14 protein-coding genes are annotated in these 14,766 nt (G+C 45.1%); 9 read left to right on the forward strand and 5 right to left on the reverse strand.

The features are described 5' to 3' along the window. Positions 1 to 16 precede the first annotated feature (16 nt). The 5 genes from A3738_RS21425 to A3738_RS21445 form a co-directional block, all read right to left on the reverse strand. Complete coding sequence (locus tag A3738_RS21425) at positions 17 to 772, reverse strand: uroporphyrinogen-III synthase (protein WP_068474113.1); 756 nt, start codon at positions 770 to 772, stop codon at positions 17 to 19. A 10-nt stretch (positions 773 to 782) separates the two neighbouring features. After that, complete coding sequence (hemC, locus tag A3738_RS21430) at positions 783 to 1,727, reverse strand: hydroxymethylbilane synthase (protein ID WP_068474115.1); 945 nt, start codon at positions 1,725 to 1,727, stop codon at positions 783 to 785. 65 nt (positions 1,728 to 1,792) lie between these two features. Continuing rightward, positions 1,793 to 2,137, reverse strand: a complete 345-nt coding sequence (locus A3738_RS21435; RefSeq protein ID WP_068474117.1) for a hypothetical protein — start codon at positions 2,135 to 2,137, stop codon at positions 1,793 to 1,795. Positions 2,138 to 2,317: 180 nt separating this feature from the next. Continuing rightward, complete coding sequence (locus tag A3738_RS21440) at positions 2,318 to 3,058, reverse strand: LytTR family DNA-binding domain-containing protein (protein WP_068474120.1); 741 nt, start codon at positions 3,056 to 3,058, stop codon at positions 2,318 to 2,320. Position 3,059: 1 nt separating this feature from the next. Continuing rightward, entirely contained in the window at positions 3,060 to 4,106 is a 1,047-nt protein-coding gene (locus A3738_RS21445; RefSeq protein ID WP_082869037.1) for a sensor histidine kinase, read from the reverse strand. A gap of 78 nt (positions 4,107 to 4,184) precedes the next feature. Here A3738_RS21445 and argH point away from each other — a divergent pair, with 78 nt between their 5' ends. From argH to A3738_RS21490, 9 genes are all read left to right on the forward strand, one after another. After that, on the forward strand, positions 4,185 to 5,585 hold the full coding sequence (gene argH / locus A3738_RS21450; protein ID WP_068474123.1) for an argininosuccinate lyase: 1,401 nt from the start codon (positions 4,185 to 4,187) through the stop codon (positions 5,583 to 5,585). 103 nt (positions 5,586 to 5,688) lie between these two features. Continuing rightward, complete coding sequence (locus A3738_RS21455; RefSeq protein WP_068474126.1) at positions 5,689 to 8,556, forward strand: class I adenylate cyclase; 2,868 nt, start codon at positions 5,689 to 5,691, stop codon at positions 8,554 to 8,556. Between the two features lie 74 nt (positions 8,557 to 8,630). Further along, a complete protein-coding gene (locus A3738_RS30090) occupies positions 8,631 to 8,759 on the forward strand; it encodes a lipoprotein (protein WP_156502643.1) in 129 nt (42 codons plus the stop codon). Positions 8,760 to 8,802: 43 nt separating this feature from the next. After that, positions 8,803 to 10,053, forward strand: coding sequence for a diaminopimelate decarboxylase (gene lysA / locus A3738_RS21460; protein WP_068474128.1), 1,251 nt, complete (start codon positions 8,803 to 8,805; stop codon positions 10,051 to 10,053). Between the two features lie 5 nt (positions 10,054 to 10,058). Further along, complete coding sequence (gene dapF, locus A3738_RS21465) at positions 10,059 to 10,889, forward strand: diaminopimelate epimerase (RefSeq protein ID WP_068474130.1); 831 nt, start codon at positions 10,059 to 10,061, stop codon at positions 10,887 to 10,889. A gap of 70 nt (positions 10,890 to 10,959) precedes the next feature. Then, positions 10,960 to 11,697 carry a DUF484 family protein gene (locus A3738_RS21470; RefSeq protein ID WP_068474132.1) on the forward strand — a complete coding sequence of 246 codons (738 nt, stop codon included), beginning with the start codon at positions 10,960 to 10,962 and terminating at the stop codon, positions 11,695 to 11,697. Positions 11,698 to 11,842: 145 nt separating this feature from the next. Continuing rightward, complete coding sequence (locus A3738_RS21475) at positions 11,843 to 13,426, forward strand: diguanylate cyclase (RefSeq protein ID WP_068474134.1); 1,584 nt, start codon at positions 11,843 to 11,845, stop codon at positions 13,424 to 13,426. Between the two features lie 11 nt (positions 13,427 to 13,437). Next, on the forward strand, positions 13,438 to 14,094 hold the full coding sequence (locus A3738_RS21480) for a hypothetical protein (RefSeq protein WP_068502144.1): 657 nt from the start codon (positions 13,438 to 13,440) through the stop codon (positions 14,092 to 14,094). Positions 14,095 to 14,482: 388 nt separating this feature from the next. Continuing rightward, the coding region (locus A3738_RS21490) for a hypothetical protein (RefSeq protein WP_156504398.1) at positions 14,483 to 14,766 on the forward strand (284 nt) is incomplete at its 3' end.

A 14,766-nucleotide genomic window follows, 5' to 3' on the forward strand; every position in this document is an offset into this window, starting at 1 on the left:
GTTTAGTGTCGTGTGGTTATTTTAGAGCCTGTATCAGGTTGATGGGTTTCAGTTGCTCACTCACGGCAATCTCTTTAAATCCAAGGCGTTGAGCATGCGATGCGACGCGTTGGCTTGGAACGACCAATTTAGCATTATACGCAGAGTAATTCGTCTGCTGACTATAAGCGTGCAAATTGTCTAAGGTCTCAAGACTCAATGTGATGATGCTATCTGGTACAAAGTCATTTAAAGCGTTTTGTAATTGCTCATCGCTGTATTCTGGCTTTAAGCGCTCATAAAGATCGAGGTGATCAATCTGCGCTCCGCGGGCTCTCAAACCTTGCTCAAGTTTACTGCGCCCGTCTTTGCCTTTTACAACTAAAATACGCTCGCCTTTTACATTTTGAAGATCGGGAATATCTAATAAACCTTCACTGTTGAGGTCTTGTTGAGCGTCATATAACTGAGCTTCGGATTCGGCCAATACGCTTGTTGTTTTGCGCCCAATGCCATACCACGTTTGTTCGGCCGGCATTTGAGGCCATAGTTCGTCAACGAGAGACAGGACACGATGAGCGGCAAACTGGCTGACCACAATGACCTTGCTATATTGATCCAAATTAAAGATGTATTGCTTTGATGTCGGGCTGGGCTCAATAGGAAGTATTTGAATGCAGGGTAGGGCAATACTGCTTGCACCAACAGAGTTTAATACAGTACATAACTCCGTTGCGGAAGGCTCTGGGCGACAGACCAAAATCTTTCGCCCTTTCAATACCTGCTGGATCATCTTGTAGCGCTTAGTCTTGGTATGCTTGATCGAGAAGTGCTTGGGCGCCTTGCGCTAACAAGTCTTCGGCGACTTCTTTACCGAGTGCTTCAGCACTTTCTACATCGGCCTGCGTTGAGCCAGTTGCGCGTAATGTTTCACTGCCATCGATAGCAGACACTAATCCTCTTAAAGAAATAGAGTCATTTTCAAGCTCAGCAAAGCCAGCAATAGGTACTTGGCAACCACCTTCGAGTCGTGAGTTCATGGCTCGTTCAGCACGAACACAAAGATTAGTTTCCTCATCAATCAAAGGCTGTAGTAGGGCTTTAATTGCTTGGTCTGCACTTCGACACTCAATGCCTAGTGCACCTTGGCCAACAGCAGGAAGAGATGTTTCAGCTGGGATTACTTGTTTGATTCGATCATGAAAACCTAAACGTTTCAGCCCCGAGTCTGCGAGAATAATGGCGTCATATTCACCGGCATCTAGTTTCGCGAGACGTGTATTTACATTGCCGCGCAACGATTTAATGGTGAGGTCTGGGCGCAGCGCCGCAAGCTGAGTTTTTCTGCGTAAACTCGATGTGCCAACAACAGCTCCTTGAGGGAGCTCATCAATCGTGTTGTAAGTATTGCTGACAAAAGCATCGAACGGACTTTCGCGTTTACAAATTGCCGCTAGCTCTAATCCTTCAGGAAAATGCATCGGTACATCTTTCATTGAATGAACGGCTATATCCGTTTCGCCCACCAACATAGATTGTTCTAGCTCTTTTATAAATAAACCCTTGCCGCCAATTTTTGCTAGTGGGACATCAAGAATTTGGTCGCCCTTCGTTGTCATGCCAACAATCTCGACTTCAAGGCCAGGGTGGAGAGATTCTAATTGCGCTTTGATGTATTCACTTTGCCAAAGTGCTAGTGCACTTTCTCGTGATGCGATGCGGATTTTGCTAGATGTGGGATTGGACATGTTGCCCCTCATTACTCAAGTTTGGGGCATTATAACGAGCTTTTTGAGGTTTGTATTTCGGAGAATTAAAACTGAAGTTTCAGCTCAAATTCTATCTCGTCCTCTTTGACCTTAACTTTGGTTTTTGTGCGATCAACATAATCACTGAAGCTTCTCGCAACTTGTTTTGAAGAATTACCACCAAAGGTCATTAACTGTTCACTATCAAGATTAAAAAACTTCTTAATAACAGTTCTAACAATTTTACTGTAAGGGATTTTTGTATTGGGTTGTTGGTCAACCAAGATCGTGTCGTCTTCGCTGATTGGAATATTTGGATTGGCTAAACAATGGCTCGACGTGCTGAACAGAGCAAGCGCAAATGCAAAGATACCAGCGATTTTTTTAGCTTTATTGTTATGTTGACGCACGGATACTGACCTCGTTTTTCTTAACAACATTACGGATCATACATAAAGTTCTGCGACATTTTTGTGAACTGCTTTTATGGGCATAGTGAGAGTGAGAACGGTGTCGACTAAATGACGCCTTACTAAGCCGAAACTGTGCTGGGTGGCACAAAAAAAGATCTGTGAAATTTCTAAAACGGCTCAGAGAGAGGAGATAAGGTCGCGAACTTCACTACAATGCCGTCGGCTAACTTCCGTTGTGAGGCCATTGCTGAGCTCAATGATGTGCGTACCCGATGCGGATTTTTTGAGTTTTCTAAGATGTTTAGTGTTAACGAGAGTGCTACGGTGCACGCGAATGAAGTGCGGGTAAAGCTCTTCGAGTTCTTTTAAGGTTTGGTTACTTAAGGTTTCGCCTTGCTTATGAATAACATTCACATACTTTTGATCGGCTTTGAATAGCAGTATATCGTCGAGGTCGATCTTTTCTTGGCCATCCCATGTGTTCGCAATAAAGAATGAATCCGCACTTTGACCTGCCTGCAGTACTTTGACAGCCTTTAAATGAGCCTGACTTAATGCTTGTGCTTGGTTCAAACTTTGCAGAAGCTGCTCTTCTCTAGCCGGCTTTAGTACATAACCTATGGCATTCGCTTGAAACGCCTGTAAGGCATATTCGTCATAGGCGGTGCAAAAGATAATTGCTGGTGGCGGTTCAAGCTTTGTGATGTGTTTAGCGGCTTCGATGCCGTCCATTTCGGGCATACGGATATCGAGCAATGCAATATCGGGATATTCCGTTCGCGCTATCTCAACAGCCTGCTGACCATTCCTCGCGAGGCCGCATACCTCGTAACCATCAATACGCTCAATAATGCGGGCTAGCCGATCTCGGGCTAAAGGTTCATCATCTGCAATTAAGATCTTGGTCGCTTCTTTCATATTAATGACTGCTTTGAATTGGAAGCCGGAGCGTTGTGGTAAAGATGTTATTGTGTTGACTTGTCTTCAGAACGGCAGTCTTTTTGTACATAGCAGAAAGGCGATCTGCAATATTCGATAAAGCGATATGATTTCCGTGCGTGTTTTTTTCTGATTCCCCAACAGGATTAGACACTAATAAATACACATGCTCGTTCTTTATATACGCTTCAAAATCGATTGTTCCTCCATCTGCTAGAGGTTGAATGCCGTGATAGATTGCATTCTCAACAATCGGTTGTAGTGTCAGAGGTGGAATCATTACCTGCAAAGTATTGTCGGCGATTTTCCAAGATACCCTTAACCGATCGCCAAGTCGTAAGCCTTCTATATTCAGATACTTTTTACACAGAGAGATCTCTTCTTGAAGCGCAACGTATCGGCGCTGCGTATTGAGAGTGGAGCGAAAAAGTTCTGATAAATCGAGTACCGCGTCCTCCGCTAGTTCAGGTTTCGTAGCGATCAAACTGGCGATGCTGTTCATGCTATTAAATAAAAAGTGCGGTCGAATGCGAGATTGAAGTGCCTCAATTCGCGCTTGTAGTTCGGCTTTTTGCTGCTGCTTCGCCAGATAGCCCAAGTAAAAGTAACGGAGTGCTAATCCGCTAATTAGTCCTGCAACAATCGTATTTTGAATAATGAAATTGGCGTTATCGACAATATGGGTTTCTACAAATCGTATGCTGGCATAACTAATCAAGGCCGTTACTAGCATAACGATAAGTAGTGCTAAAAAAGCCTGGGCAATGATGCTAAAGCGAGCATTGATTGGACGAGCAGCACAGAGTAGAACGCAAGAACTGAGTCCAATGGCATGCAATATGAGCGAGGTGAAGCCAAGGGTTTGCCAATCTAGCAGGCCATGCGTTGTTTGAATCAAAGCAATAATAAAGGCCAAAACTTGCGTGCATAAAATGACGATCGCAATGCTTTGAGCGTGACATAAATTCGGAATAAAACTGTTCGTTAGCGTCACGTCTTTTTGAGGCGCAGTGGCTTTGTTATTCATGATATACTTCGGCGCTTTACTGGGCCGCCAGAGAATTCCTGCGGCAGCAATGATTTTAGTGTAGATGGGTAATCCAGCATGAGCAATGATTCAAATGCCACCAACCAGTCTTGGGGTGGTCGTTTTAACGAGCCAACAGACGCATTTGTCGCGGAATTCACCGCTTCGGTTCAGTTTGATCAACGTATGTACTTTCACGATATTCAAGGCTCGATTGCACATGCGACCATGCTTGCAAAAGTGGGTGTGTTGAGTGAGCAAGAACGTGATCAAATCATTCAAGGTTTGAGCGAAGTGCGCGCAGATATTGAAGCAGGCGAGTTTGAATGGTCGGTTGCGCTTGAAGATGTGCACATGAATATTGAAGCGAAGCTTACCGAGAAAATTGGTATTACAGGCAAGAAGCTTCATACAGGCCGTTCACGTAATGACCAGGTTGCGACAGATATTCGTTTGTATTTGCGCGATGAAATCGACTTTATTGCAAGTGAAATTACCCGTCTTCAACAGGGTATTGTTGGCTTGGCACAGCGTGAAGCTGAAACGATTATGCCAGGCTTTACGCATCTTCAAACTGCACAACCGGTTACGTTCGGGCATCACGTTATGGCCTGGAACGAAATGTTGCAACGCGATTATGAACGTTTGATGGACTGCCGTAAGCGTGTCAACATCATGCCGCTTGGTGCCGCGGCTTTGGCTGGCACAAGTTACCCTATCGATCGCGCTCTAACTGCTGAATTGCTTGGTTTTGAGCGTCCGAGCTATAACTCTCTTGATTCCGTGAGCGACCGTGATTTTGCGATTGAGTTTTGTTCATTTGCGAGCCTCTTGTTAATGCATTTGTCGCGCGCTTCCGAAGAACTCATTTTATGGGCCTCTGCGCAGTTTGACTTTATTGATTTGCCTGATCGTTTTTGCACGGGCTCTTCAATCATGCCGCAGAAGAAGAATCCAGATGTACCAGAACTTGTACGCGGTAAAAGTGGTCGCGTAACTGGGCATTTGATCTCTCTACTTATGCTTATGAAATCTCAGCCATTGGCCTACAACAAAGATAATCAAGAAGACAAAGAGCCTTTATTCGATGTGCTTGATACCGTAAAAGGATGTTTGCGTGCCTATGCTGACATGGTTCCAGCCTTGCAGGTTAAAGCGTCAAATATGCGCGATGCAGCGTTAAAAGGTTTTGCGACGGCAACTGATCTTGCAGATTACTTAGTGGTGAAAGGTATGCCTTTCCGCGACGCGCACGAAGTAGTGGGTAAAGCAGTTGCTTATGGTATTGAACAAGGCAAAGATCTCTCAGAGATGAGCTTAGAAGAGCTTCAACAGTTTAGTGACACAATCGTCGATGACGTATTTGATGTTCTCACCTTAGAAGGCTCGGTTAATGCGCGTAATCACATTGGTGGGACGGCGCCGGCACAAGTTCGTGAAGCCGTGAAGCGCGCTGAACAGGGACTTAGTACACGCTAAGAAGACTATGATTGGAACGGTTTTTGTTTGTTTCTGTATTTAAACGAAAACCGTTCTAATTGAGCCTGTTCATCGGCAGTATTTTGCCAAGTTTAAGTTTGCTATGCCGCTAAGTCTTCAGCGAAAAATTTCTGTCGATTACACCGACGGTGTTGATCGAAAATTACTCCGACACATTCGAGATCGCTTCTTGGGTGTGAATCAACGACGCTTGGAACGAACTTACGAGGGTTTAGGTTCTCGACAAGCTGATCTATTAAGAATTCTTCCTCTTTTATACCAAGTTAACCACCCCTTGTTACCCGGTTACGTGTCTCGCGATGCACCGCGTGGTGTGTCGGAGTTTGCACCAAGCAAAGAAGCTTTATCTATCGCGGCAGGTTTTAGTCGTACCTTTCGATTTAAACAAGATCGACGACACAAGGCGCAAATTCATTCTCTATTTATTATGGGTAGCACTGGCACCTTAGCGCACTCTGAGGCCAGTGACGTAGATGCATGGTTATGTATTGATGATCAGTTAACCCAGCAAGAACAAGACGTATTGAGTGAGAAGGCTAAACTCATCGACAAGTGGGCGAATGATGAAGGGCTCGAACTGCATACTTTTGTGATGTGTGCCTCTCGCTTCAAGCATGGCGTATCCGTGCCAAGCATGGATAAAGAGAGCAGCGGCTCTGCGCAACATGTCCTATTGCTCGATGAGTTTTATCGTACCGCGATATTGCTCGCTGGTCGTTATCCGCTTTGGTGGTTAGTGCCGCCGCGAATGGAGCAAGACTACGATCAAACCGCCGCAATGCTTCTTGAAAAACGCTTTATCAAAGAAACAGAGACTATCGACTTTGGTGGGTTATACGATATCCCGAAAAGTGAGTTGGTTGGGGCAGGCTTATGGCAGCTTTATAAGAGTTTAGAGTCGCCTTATAAATCGACATTGAAACTCATGTTGGCAGAGGTCTATGCCCGTGAGCTTCCTGATTTTCCAACGCTTGGGGTTGAGTTTAAACAAGCGATTTACGACGACGAACTAGACCTAGCCAGCCTTGATCCGTATTACCTGTTGTATCGCCGTTTAGAAAATTATTTACATCGTCAGAAGCAAGAGAATCGTCTAGATCTGATACGTAAAAGTTTTTATTTGAAGGTGAATAAAAAACTCTCGCGAACAGTGCGGAAAGTGTCTTGGCAGCGACAGTTTTTGCAGGAGCAAGTTAGTGCTTGGGGATGGACAAAGAATCAGTTGCGTCACTTGGATGAACGGCATACTTGGCGTGTAAATGAAGTGGCGACGGAGCGTCAAAGTTTGTTGGCAGAGTTGACCAACGCGTATCGCTTTTTAACTAATTACGCACGCGCAAATGCCATTAGTAGCTCCATCACGCAAACCGATATGAATCTACTCGGTCGTAAGTTATACGCGGTTTTTCAACGAAAAGCAGGCAAGATCGAAGCGATCAACTTAGGCATCAGTCCGAGCATGTGGGAAGAAAATCTCGCCTTGCATCATGCTTCTAGCCAAGAATTTCAGACCGATCCAAAGGCATGGCTTTTATACAAAGAGCTTGCCACACCGGCAGATGCAGCTTTTGCCCAGCCATTGAAAAAGAACAGTAGCTTGGTGGAATTGCTGGCCTGGCTTTACTTCAACGGCATTGTGAGTAGAGCAACGCGTTTGAGTCTAGTGCCGGGTGAGAGCGCGACCAGTATCCGAGATGTTCACAGCGTATTAGATTGTCTAGAGCAAGAATTTCCATTGCCGTTACCGACACCAGATCAATCGTGTTTTGAAACGGCTGCACGCATTCGACGCATTGTATTATTGATTAATATCGATGGGCCTGCCGAAGACGAGCAAGATCAGGCAGGGCAGCGAATCAGTGATCGTACAGATTCATTGTCCTACAGCTCGCAACAAGCCAATTTGGTTAAAACCATCGATCAGGTTGTACTGAACAGCTGGGGTGAAGTATCTGCCGTGCGTTATGAGGTAGGTGAGACTTTACTGCAGAACTTACAAGCTTATTTGTTGCTGTGTGCAGAGCAAGCAGGTGGGCCATTCGAATTGATCGTGCGCTGTTTTAGTTCGTTCAGAGCGAGAGCCATTGAAGACCGAGTGAAAGCATTATTTTATGAGGCTCGCTCTGTATTATTTGGCCCAGATCATCAAGTCCGTTCAGTTAGGTATATTATTGGTTTGGGCAAATCCTTCTATTTGATTCATGCAGCGAACACGCAATTTCGTTTTGAGCTGTTCGAAACTCAAGATGTACTCTTTGAACGTTTAAGGCGTGTTGAAGGCAGTTACTTGCCGATTAGGTTCGATAGCCATGCTCTTGAACACGAAACCGTTCTGAAAACAGCGCTCGCGATGAACGAGCCAGATTTAATTCAAGTCTTTTATGTCTATCAAGAGAACGAAATTGATCTGTATGTATTAGACGAGTTTGGGGGCTTGTTAAAGGGGAGCCTTCCACGCCAAGACGAGTCGATCATGCAGTCAGCGGTGTTCTCTTTCTTAAGTATCGTGCTAGATCGCAGACAATTGAGTATGGCGCATCATCATCACGGTGTTATGCCAACGGTTGCGCTGTATGCAGTGTCCGAGTCACAAGGTGATATTCATACACGGCGCATAAAGCGGATTGATTTGCTAGAGGCAGAGCCCGTTCACGCCTTCGCTAATTATGCAGGAGACACCTTGCATTATGATTTCCATGCGCTTGGTAAAGACTTCTCTTATACCGAATATGGTGATCAACAATTCGCCGCATTAACACATAGTTTTGAGCACTCTCGTACACGCGCGGGTGCGTATTTGAAACTCACTGATCTGAGTTTTCCCGCTGATCCTTTGGGTGTATTGCGCAGTGATGGCCAAGGCTTTGGTGTTCTTGATTACTTTAAAGTATTCATTGAATTTGAAACAGCTTTTGCCAAAGCTGTTAATTCCCAGCAGCGCACATCTTAGCGTTAGTCTTTGCTTGTACGACAAGCTATAATCGCCCCATCTTTGATGTCAGAAAATCTTTTTTGGAAATCGCCATGCGCCATATAAAGACCTTTGGTCTGCTTTTAGTTGTAAGCTCAGTGTTATTGGGCTGCGGACAAAAGGGCGCCTTGTATTTACCTGAAACAGAAGAACCTGCACAAGAGCAGTCATCTGACGCATAACTTGATTAGTAAAGGCGGCGAGCGATTTAATCGCTGAAATAGTATGGATTATTTTACTCTAAAAAATGGTCAGCTTTACGCTGAAAACGCATCCCTTCAAGACATTGCAGAGCAATACGGTACGCCAACGTATGTGTATTCACGTGCAGCATTTGAGCAGAGCTTTCTTGCTTATAAAAATGCATTCGGGGATCACGATCACCTTGTTTGCTACGCAGTAAAAGCGAATTCGAATCTCGCGGTATTGAGCATTCTTGCTCATTTAGGTGCAGGTTTTGACATCGTATCGATTGGCGAATTAAAGCGTGTGCTCGCGGCAGGTGCTGACGCATCGAAAGTTGTTTTTTCGGGTGTGGGTAAGCAAGCAGATGAAATGGCTGAAGCCCTAAAAGCGGGCGTTCACTGTTTCAATGTAGAGTCTGAGTCAGAGTTATATCAGCTTAACGAAGTTGCATCGGCTTTGGGCATGGTTGCGCCGATTTCTTTGCGTGTGAATCCAGACGTAGATGCGAAGACCCATCCCTATATTTCAACGGGTTTGAAAGATAATAAATTCGGCGTATCGATTGATGTCGCGCTTGATATTTATCAAGCAGCAGCCTCACTGGAAGGTATTCGTGTAACAGGGATTGATTGCCATATCGGTTCTCAGTTAACCGAAACTCAGCCATTCCTTGATGCACTAGATCGTGTGCTGTTGCTAGTCGATCAACTACAAGACAAAGGCATTACGCTAGAGCATCTCGATATCGGCGGTGGTCTTGGCGTGCGGTACTCGGATGAACAGCCTCCAGAAACGGCCTCTTATGTTCAAGAAGTACTTAAGAAAGTAGAAGGTCGTAACCTGACAATCGTCATGGAGCCGGGGCGTTCTATTGCCGCTAACTCAGGAATCTTGCTAACGCGTGTTGAATATTTGAAGCACAACGAAGAGAAAAACTTCGCGGTTGTTGATGCTGCTATGAACGATCTAATGCGTCCGTCGCTCTACAGTGCTTGGCAAGACATCGTGCCAGTGAGTCCTCGTACAAAGGGTGAAGCGAAGACCTATGATGTCGTTGGTCCTATCTGTGAGACGGGTGATTTTCTTGGTAAAGATCGTGCCTTAAATATCGCAGAAGGTGATTTGCTTGCAGTGTGTTCAGCAGGAGCATACGGCTTTGCAATGAGCTCGAATTATAATTCACGGAATCGCGCGGCAGAGCTAATCGTTGATAACGAGCGAGTGTTTGTTGGTCGAGAGCGCGAGACCTTTGAAGAGCAAATTCGTCTTGAGCATGTGTTTGAAGAGTAAGTCGCATGATTGTTGAATTCACTAAAATGCACGGCTTAGGCAACGACTTTGTTATTGTCGACATGATTAGCCAGCATGCGCATTTTCGAACAGAGCAGATCAAAAAGCTCGCCGATCGGCGCATGGGCATTGGCTTCGACCAAATGTTACTGGTTGAGCCACCAAGCAAGCCTGACATGGATTTTAAATATCGCATCTTCAATGCAGACGGTTCAGAAGTAGAACAGTGTGGCAATGGTGCGCGCTGTTTTGCTGTATTTGTTCGTGAGCAAGGCTTGACCGATAAGTCGGTGATCAAGGTTGAAACCTGTAATGCCGATATTGAGCTAACCATTCAAGAAGATGGTCGTGTTCGTGTCGATATGGGTGAGCCAGTATTGGAGCCCGCGCAAATTCCGTTTGAAGCAGATCAGCAAGCCAGCACTTATTCGCTGGCTGTCGAAGAAGCCTATTATGAGTTATCGGCCGTATCAATGGGTAATCCGCATGGCGTGATGCTTGTTGATGATGTTGCGACAGCAAATGTTGAAGAGCTGGGGCCTCAGTTAGAAAAACATACGCGCTTTCCAAGCAAAGCCAATATTGGGTTTATGGAAGTGGTCCATGCTCGCTTTATAAAGCTGCGTGTTTTTGAACGCGGTGCTGGTGAAACGCTCGCGTGTGGCACTGGCGCGTGTGCGGCAGTGGTGGCCGGGATTGAGCGTGGTCTTCTTGAAAGCCCTGTTGAAGTGAAGCTTCCTGGTGGTAATTTGATAATTGAATGGGCTGGGCGAGGCCATAACTTGATTATGGTTGGTCCTGCTGCAACGGTCTTCAAAGGACAAGTAAGAATCTAGCTACAGTGCTAGTCGAAGTGCCGCAATAAACGGGCACTTCTTTAATTGATAACAAACTAAGAACATAACAATGACAGAACAAACGATCGCTCCGGAACAGGCCGTCAGAGAAGAACAAGTTGTCGAATTTCTAAAACAATCTCCTGACTTTTTCGTTAAACATGAAGCACTACTACAAGAACTTACGTTCCCGCATGAAAGCGGGAAAGCAATCTCTTTAGGCGAGCGTCAGGTTCAAGTATTTCGTGAAGATCGTGACAAGTTGCGTGTTCAATTAAATGAACTAATTCAAGCGGCTACAGAAAACGACAAGCACTTTGAAACGAGCAAACGTTTATTGCTTGATATGCTTGATGTGAAAAGCATGGATGAGATCGAGTATGTGCTTCAGGCTGCCTTTAAAGAAGATGCGAATATCGATTTTGTGCGTATTGTGGTTTTCGCGGATAAGTCTGATTACCCAGCTTCAGAACTACATATCTTAAGTGAGCAAGATGCGCGTGATGCCTTAGGCACTTTGGTAGATAGCCAAAACGCGGTGTGTGGTCGTTTTACTGATAAGCAGCTAGCGTTCTTATATCAGAGCGAGGCGTCGCAAGTTGGTTCTGCTGCCGTGATTCCAATGCGAAATGGCCAGCTGTATGGCGTAATTAGTTTGGCAAGTACGAATCCGCAACATTTCGATTCATCAATGGGGTCTTTGTTTTTGTCCTATATCAGTGATTTTATTTCGCGTTTGTTGCCCGATTTATTGGCACGAGCACGTAGCAAAACACACGCAGAAAACGTCCCTTCTTTACTAGATTAATCAGATACCTATCTGAATGGCCACGTATTCTCAAAGCGTGGCTGTTTCAGCAGAAATTTGCCTGCCAAATTTCATTCTCCTGACTACACTCAAAAGATCGTTTTTAAAAAAGACCACTTTTACGATTGCGTTCAGGGGCAGTTGAATGAGCACGGCTCAAAATGGTGATGACAAGCAATGGCGTCAGCGCTATCTAAAACAAGTTGATGACAACGAAAACTTAAGCGAACGCTATCGTGAGCATGTTGAGTTGCTTCAGCGTATTGTCTCGCGTTTATGTTTAAGTGTTGATGAGTCGAACCCTGAATTTCATTCCGAAATCAGAGACCTACGCCGCAAGCTCAAAGGCGAGTTAAGTTCTTTGCCAAGTCTAGCTGAATCGCTAGCTGAGATTGATCGTCGTTTTTTAGCAGACCGATCAGATGAGCACTTGCGTGTCTCCTTGCCTGAATCAACAGGAACAAACCTCCATAAACCAAGTGTCTTTGAAAAAGGAAAGCATTGGGTTGAAGGGGTCTTCAATAAAATGAAAGGTCAGCATCATAGTGAAACGATCGAAACAAGAATTGAAGTTGTTCCTGATGATTTCATAGAGCTTCCGGGGGCCGCCAAACTCAAAGAAGTACTTGAGTCGACGCCCGGTTACGGCGCAATCGCGAGCAAAGTGGCTGATATTTTAAATGCATTGCTCAGCCAACTAAGCTACCCAGAAAGTGCGCAACAAGATCTACAAGCCTTGCGATTACGCATTGCTAGTCGAGTCAACTGGTATGAACTGCCTCCAACATTAGAAGATCTAAGTAATCTGATCATCGCGTCAATGGGGAAAGGCCAGCGTCAGTTTGATACCTTTTTGCATGAGTTGGATCAACAACTTCAGGTGATGACAGATTTCTTATCAGGGCATGATGAGAGAGATCAAACGTGGTTGGATTTGAGTAAACAACTTGAACAGAGCGTGAATGAAAAACGCATCGCGCTTGAATTGAATGCCGATGGGCAGCCTAACCCTGAACTTGAAAAGCAGTTAAAAGACTCGATTCGCGAGCACCTCGAAGACATTTCAGACATCGCCGTTGAATTCGTCAAACGCGGAGAAAAACTCAGCGCTGGTTTTCAGCCAGAGTTAGAGGCAGTGCAGCAAGGTGTTCAAAGTTTGTTGCTTGAACAAAAGAAGTTACGCTCTCAACTCGAAGAAGAGCGTCACTCAGCACTCGAAGATGTACTCACAGGATTGGCAAGCCGCGAAGCCTACGACGAGCGTTTAGAGTTCGAATATTTACGTTGGCAACGCTACAAAAAGCCGGTGGCACTTTGTGCGGCAGATATTGATCATTTCGATTCAATTAATGAACGCTATGGACATTTATCTGGTGATAGGACTCTGCAGATTATCGGTAAAGAACTTAAAGAGCGTATGCGCAAGACTGATTTTGTTGCGCGTTATGGCGGCGAGAAATTCATATTTATTCTGCCCGTTACGAAAATAGATGTTGCTGAGCAAGTGATGGAAAAGTTGCGTAAAACGATTATGTCGTTGCCACTTCATTTTAGAGCGCAGCGCGTTAAGTTAACCGTCTCATTTGGCTTGGTTGAGTTTCATGAGTGTGCGCATTTTTCAGAATTAAGCGTTAAAGCTGACCAAGCATTAGCGCAAGCAAAGAGACAAGGTCGAAATCAAGTATGCGTATGGCATGCAGAGGCCGATAAGAAGAATAGGGAAGAGTAAAGAGGTGGGCGATGTTCGAATTAACTTTCTACGGTGAGTTACAACCTGGTGCGGATTTAGACGACTGTAAAGCTAAGCTTGCGCAGTTATTTAAAGCTAATCCTGCACAGATCGAAAAGATGTTTTCAGGTCAACGTGTGGTGCTGAAAGGCAAGCTAGATCAAGCAACGGGTGATAAATATCTCGCTGCATTAAAAGCTCGTGGTGCAAAGTGTCAGCTTGAAAGCACAGATCAGCCAGCATCGTCTCCAGCTCCAGCTCCAGCTCCAGCTCCAGCTCCAGCTCCAGCTCCAGCTCCAGCTCCAGCTCCAGCTCCAGCTCCAGCTCCAGCTCCAGCTCCAGCAGCTGAACCTGAGTCTGAGTCTGAGTCTGAGTTACCTCTGCCAACGGTAGAAGAATCTGCACCTGCTGCACCCATGGTAGTAGAGAGTAAAAGTGGCTTGAATGTCGCGGGTGAAAAAGTGGATCAAATGCTATCGCATAGTGCATTAAGCCTAGACCCAGTAGGGGTAGATCTTGCCGAAAAAACCGAAGAGGTTCCCACTCCTGAGCTGAACGAATTAGATAATGTTTCGCTCGCACCGGCTGGTAGCGATCTTGGCCAAGAGAAAAAAGAAGAAGCAGCCGTCGTACCGGATATCAGCCATCTTTCGTTAAAGAGTGATTAAACCGCGTTATTCTTTTCATGATGTCATTGCCGCGCAGGCGGCACAAAAGCGCTTTAGCGCGTTGAACGACAAAAAGTCGGCCCGAAGGGTAAGCGAAGCGCATCATCTATTGTTTAAAGTGCAATGCATGGAGTTAGACAGAAGCGGACGTTCGATCCACGCAAAGTTCAATAAGTCCTTTGATTAAGCAATTTTTGATTAGCGTCTCTGCTCTTCGAGGTCTTAGCGTTCCGAGACTAGAATATCTAGATAGGCTTAATCTAAGAAGCTAGTGAATATTCGCGGCAAGGCAATACGAAAAAATAATGGTTAGTGACTATAAGAGAACCATATTTACCGTTAGCATACATCCGCATTCAGTATATGCATTTTTGTTTCAAGGAATTTCATGGACGAGCAGACGTTAAATGGTTTAACTGCGGCTTATGCAGCTGCCCCATCTCAAGAACTAGCAAAGATCATCGCTTTGGCTTACGCCGATAAAGGTGATATCGAGTTAGCAGAGTCCTTTTTTAAAGATCAATCTATGGTTTTGTCCGACGAGGAGGCCACTAAATTAGTAGATTGCTTTGTACGGCATAATGATCTAACCAGTCTAATAAAAATTTCTGAAGGAATTGATGTAGGTTCTTTGCTCCATATAGTAAATAAACTTAAGAATGAGGAGTGTCT

The sequence above is a fragment of the Oleiphilus sp. HI0066 genome (genome assembly GCF_001635725.1).

What these genes read in the sequence shown, in the direction of transcription:
- lysA (WP_068474128.1), top strand. Translation starts at nt 8,803, where the DNA reads ATGGATTATTTTACTCTAAAAAATGGTCAGCTTTACGCTGAAAACGCA.
- A3738_RS21440 (WP_068474120.1), bottom strand. Translation starts at nt 3,058, where the DNA reads ATGAAAGAAGCGACCAAGATCTTAATTGCAGATGATGAACCTTTAGCC.
- hemC (WP_068474115.1), bottom strand. Translation starts at nt 1,727, where the DNA reads ATGTCCAATCCCACATCTAGCAAAATCCGCATCGCATCACGAGAAAGT.
- A3738_RS21480 (WP_068502144.1), top strand. Translation starts at nt 13,438, where the DNA reads ATGTTCGAATTAACTTTCTACGGTGAGTTACAACCTGGTGCGGATTTA.
- A3738_RS21470 (WP_068474132.1), top strand. Translation starts at nt 10,960, where the DNA reads ATGACAGAACAAACGATCGCTCCGGAACAGGCCGTCAGAGAAGAACAA.
- A3738_RS21455 (WP_068474126.1), top strand. Translation starts at nt 5,689, where the DNA reads ATGCCGCTAAGTCTTCAGCGAAAAATTTCTGTCGATTACACCGACGGT.
- A3738_RS21475 (WP_068474134.1), top strand. Translation starts at nt 11,843, where the DNA reads ATGAGCACGGCTCAAAATGGTGATGACAAGCAATGGCGTCAGCGCTAT.
- argH (WP_068474123.1), top strand. Translation starts at nt 4,185, where the DNA reads ATGAGCAATGATTCAAATGCCACCAACCAGTCTTGGGGTGGTCGTTTT.
- dapF (WP_068474130.1), top strand. Translation starts at nt 10,059, where the DNA reads ATGATTGTTGAATTCACTAAAATGCACGGCTTAGGCAACGACTTTGTT.
- A3738_RS30090 (WP_156502643.1), top strand. Translation starts at nt 8,631, where the DNA reads ATGCGCCATATAAAGACCTTTGGTCTGCTTTTAGTTGTAAGCTCAGTG.
- A3738_RS21445 (WP_082869037.1), bottom strand. Translation starts at nt 4,106, where the DNA reads ATGAATAACAAAGCCACTGCGCCTCAAAAAGACGTGACGCTAACGAAC.
- A3738_RS21425 (WP_068474113.1), bottom strand. Translation starts at nt 772, where the DNA reads ATGATCCAGCAGGTATTGAAAGGGCGAAAGATTTTGGTCTGTCGCCCA.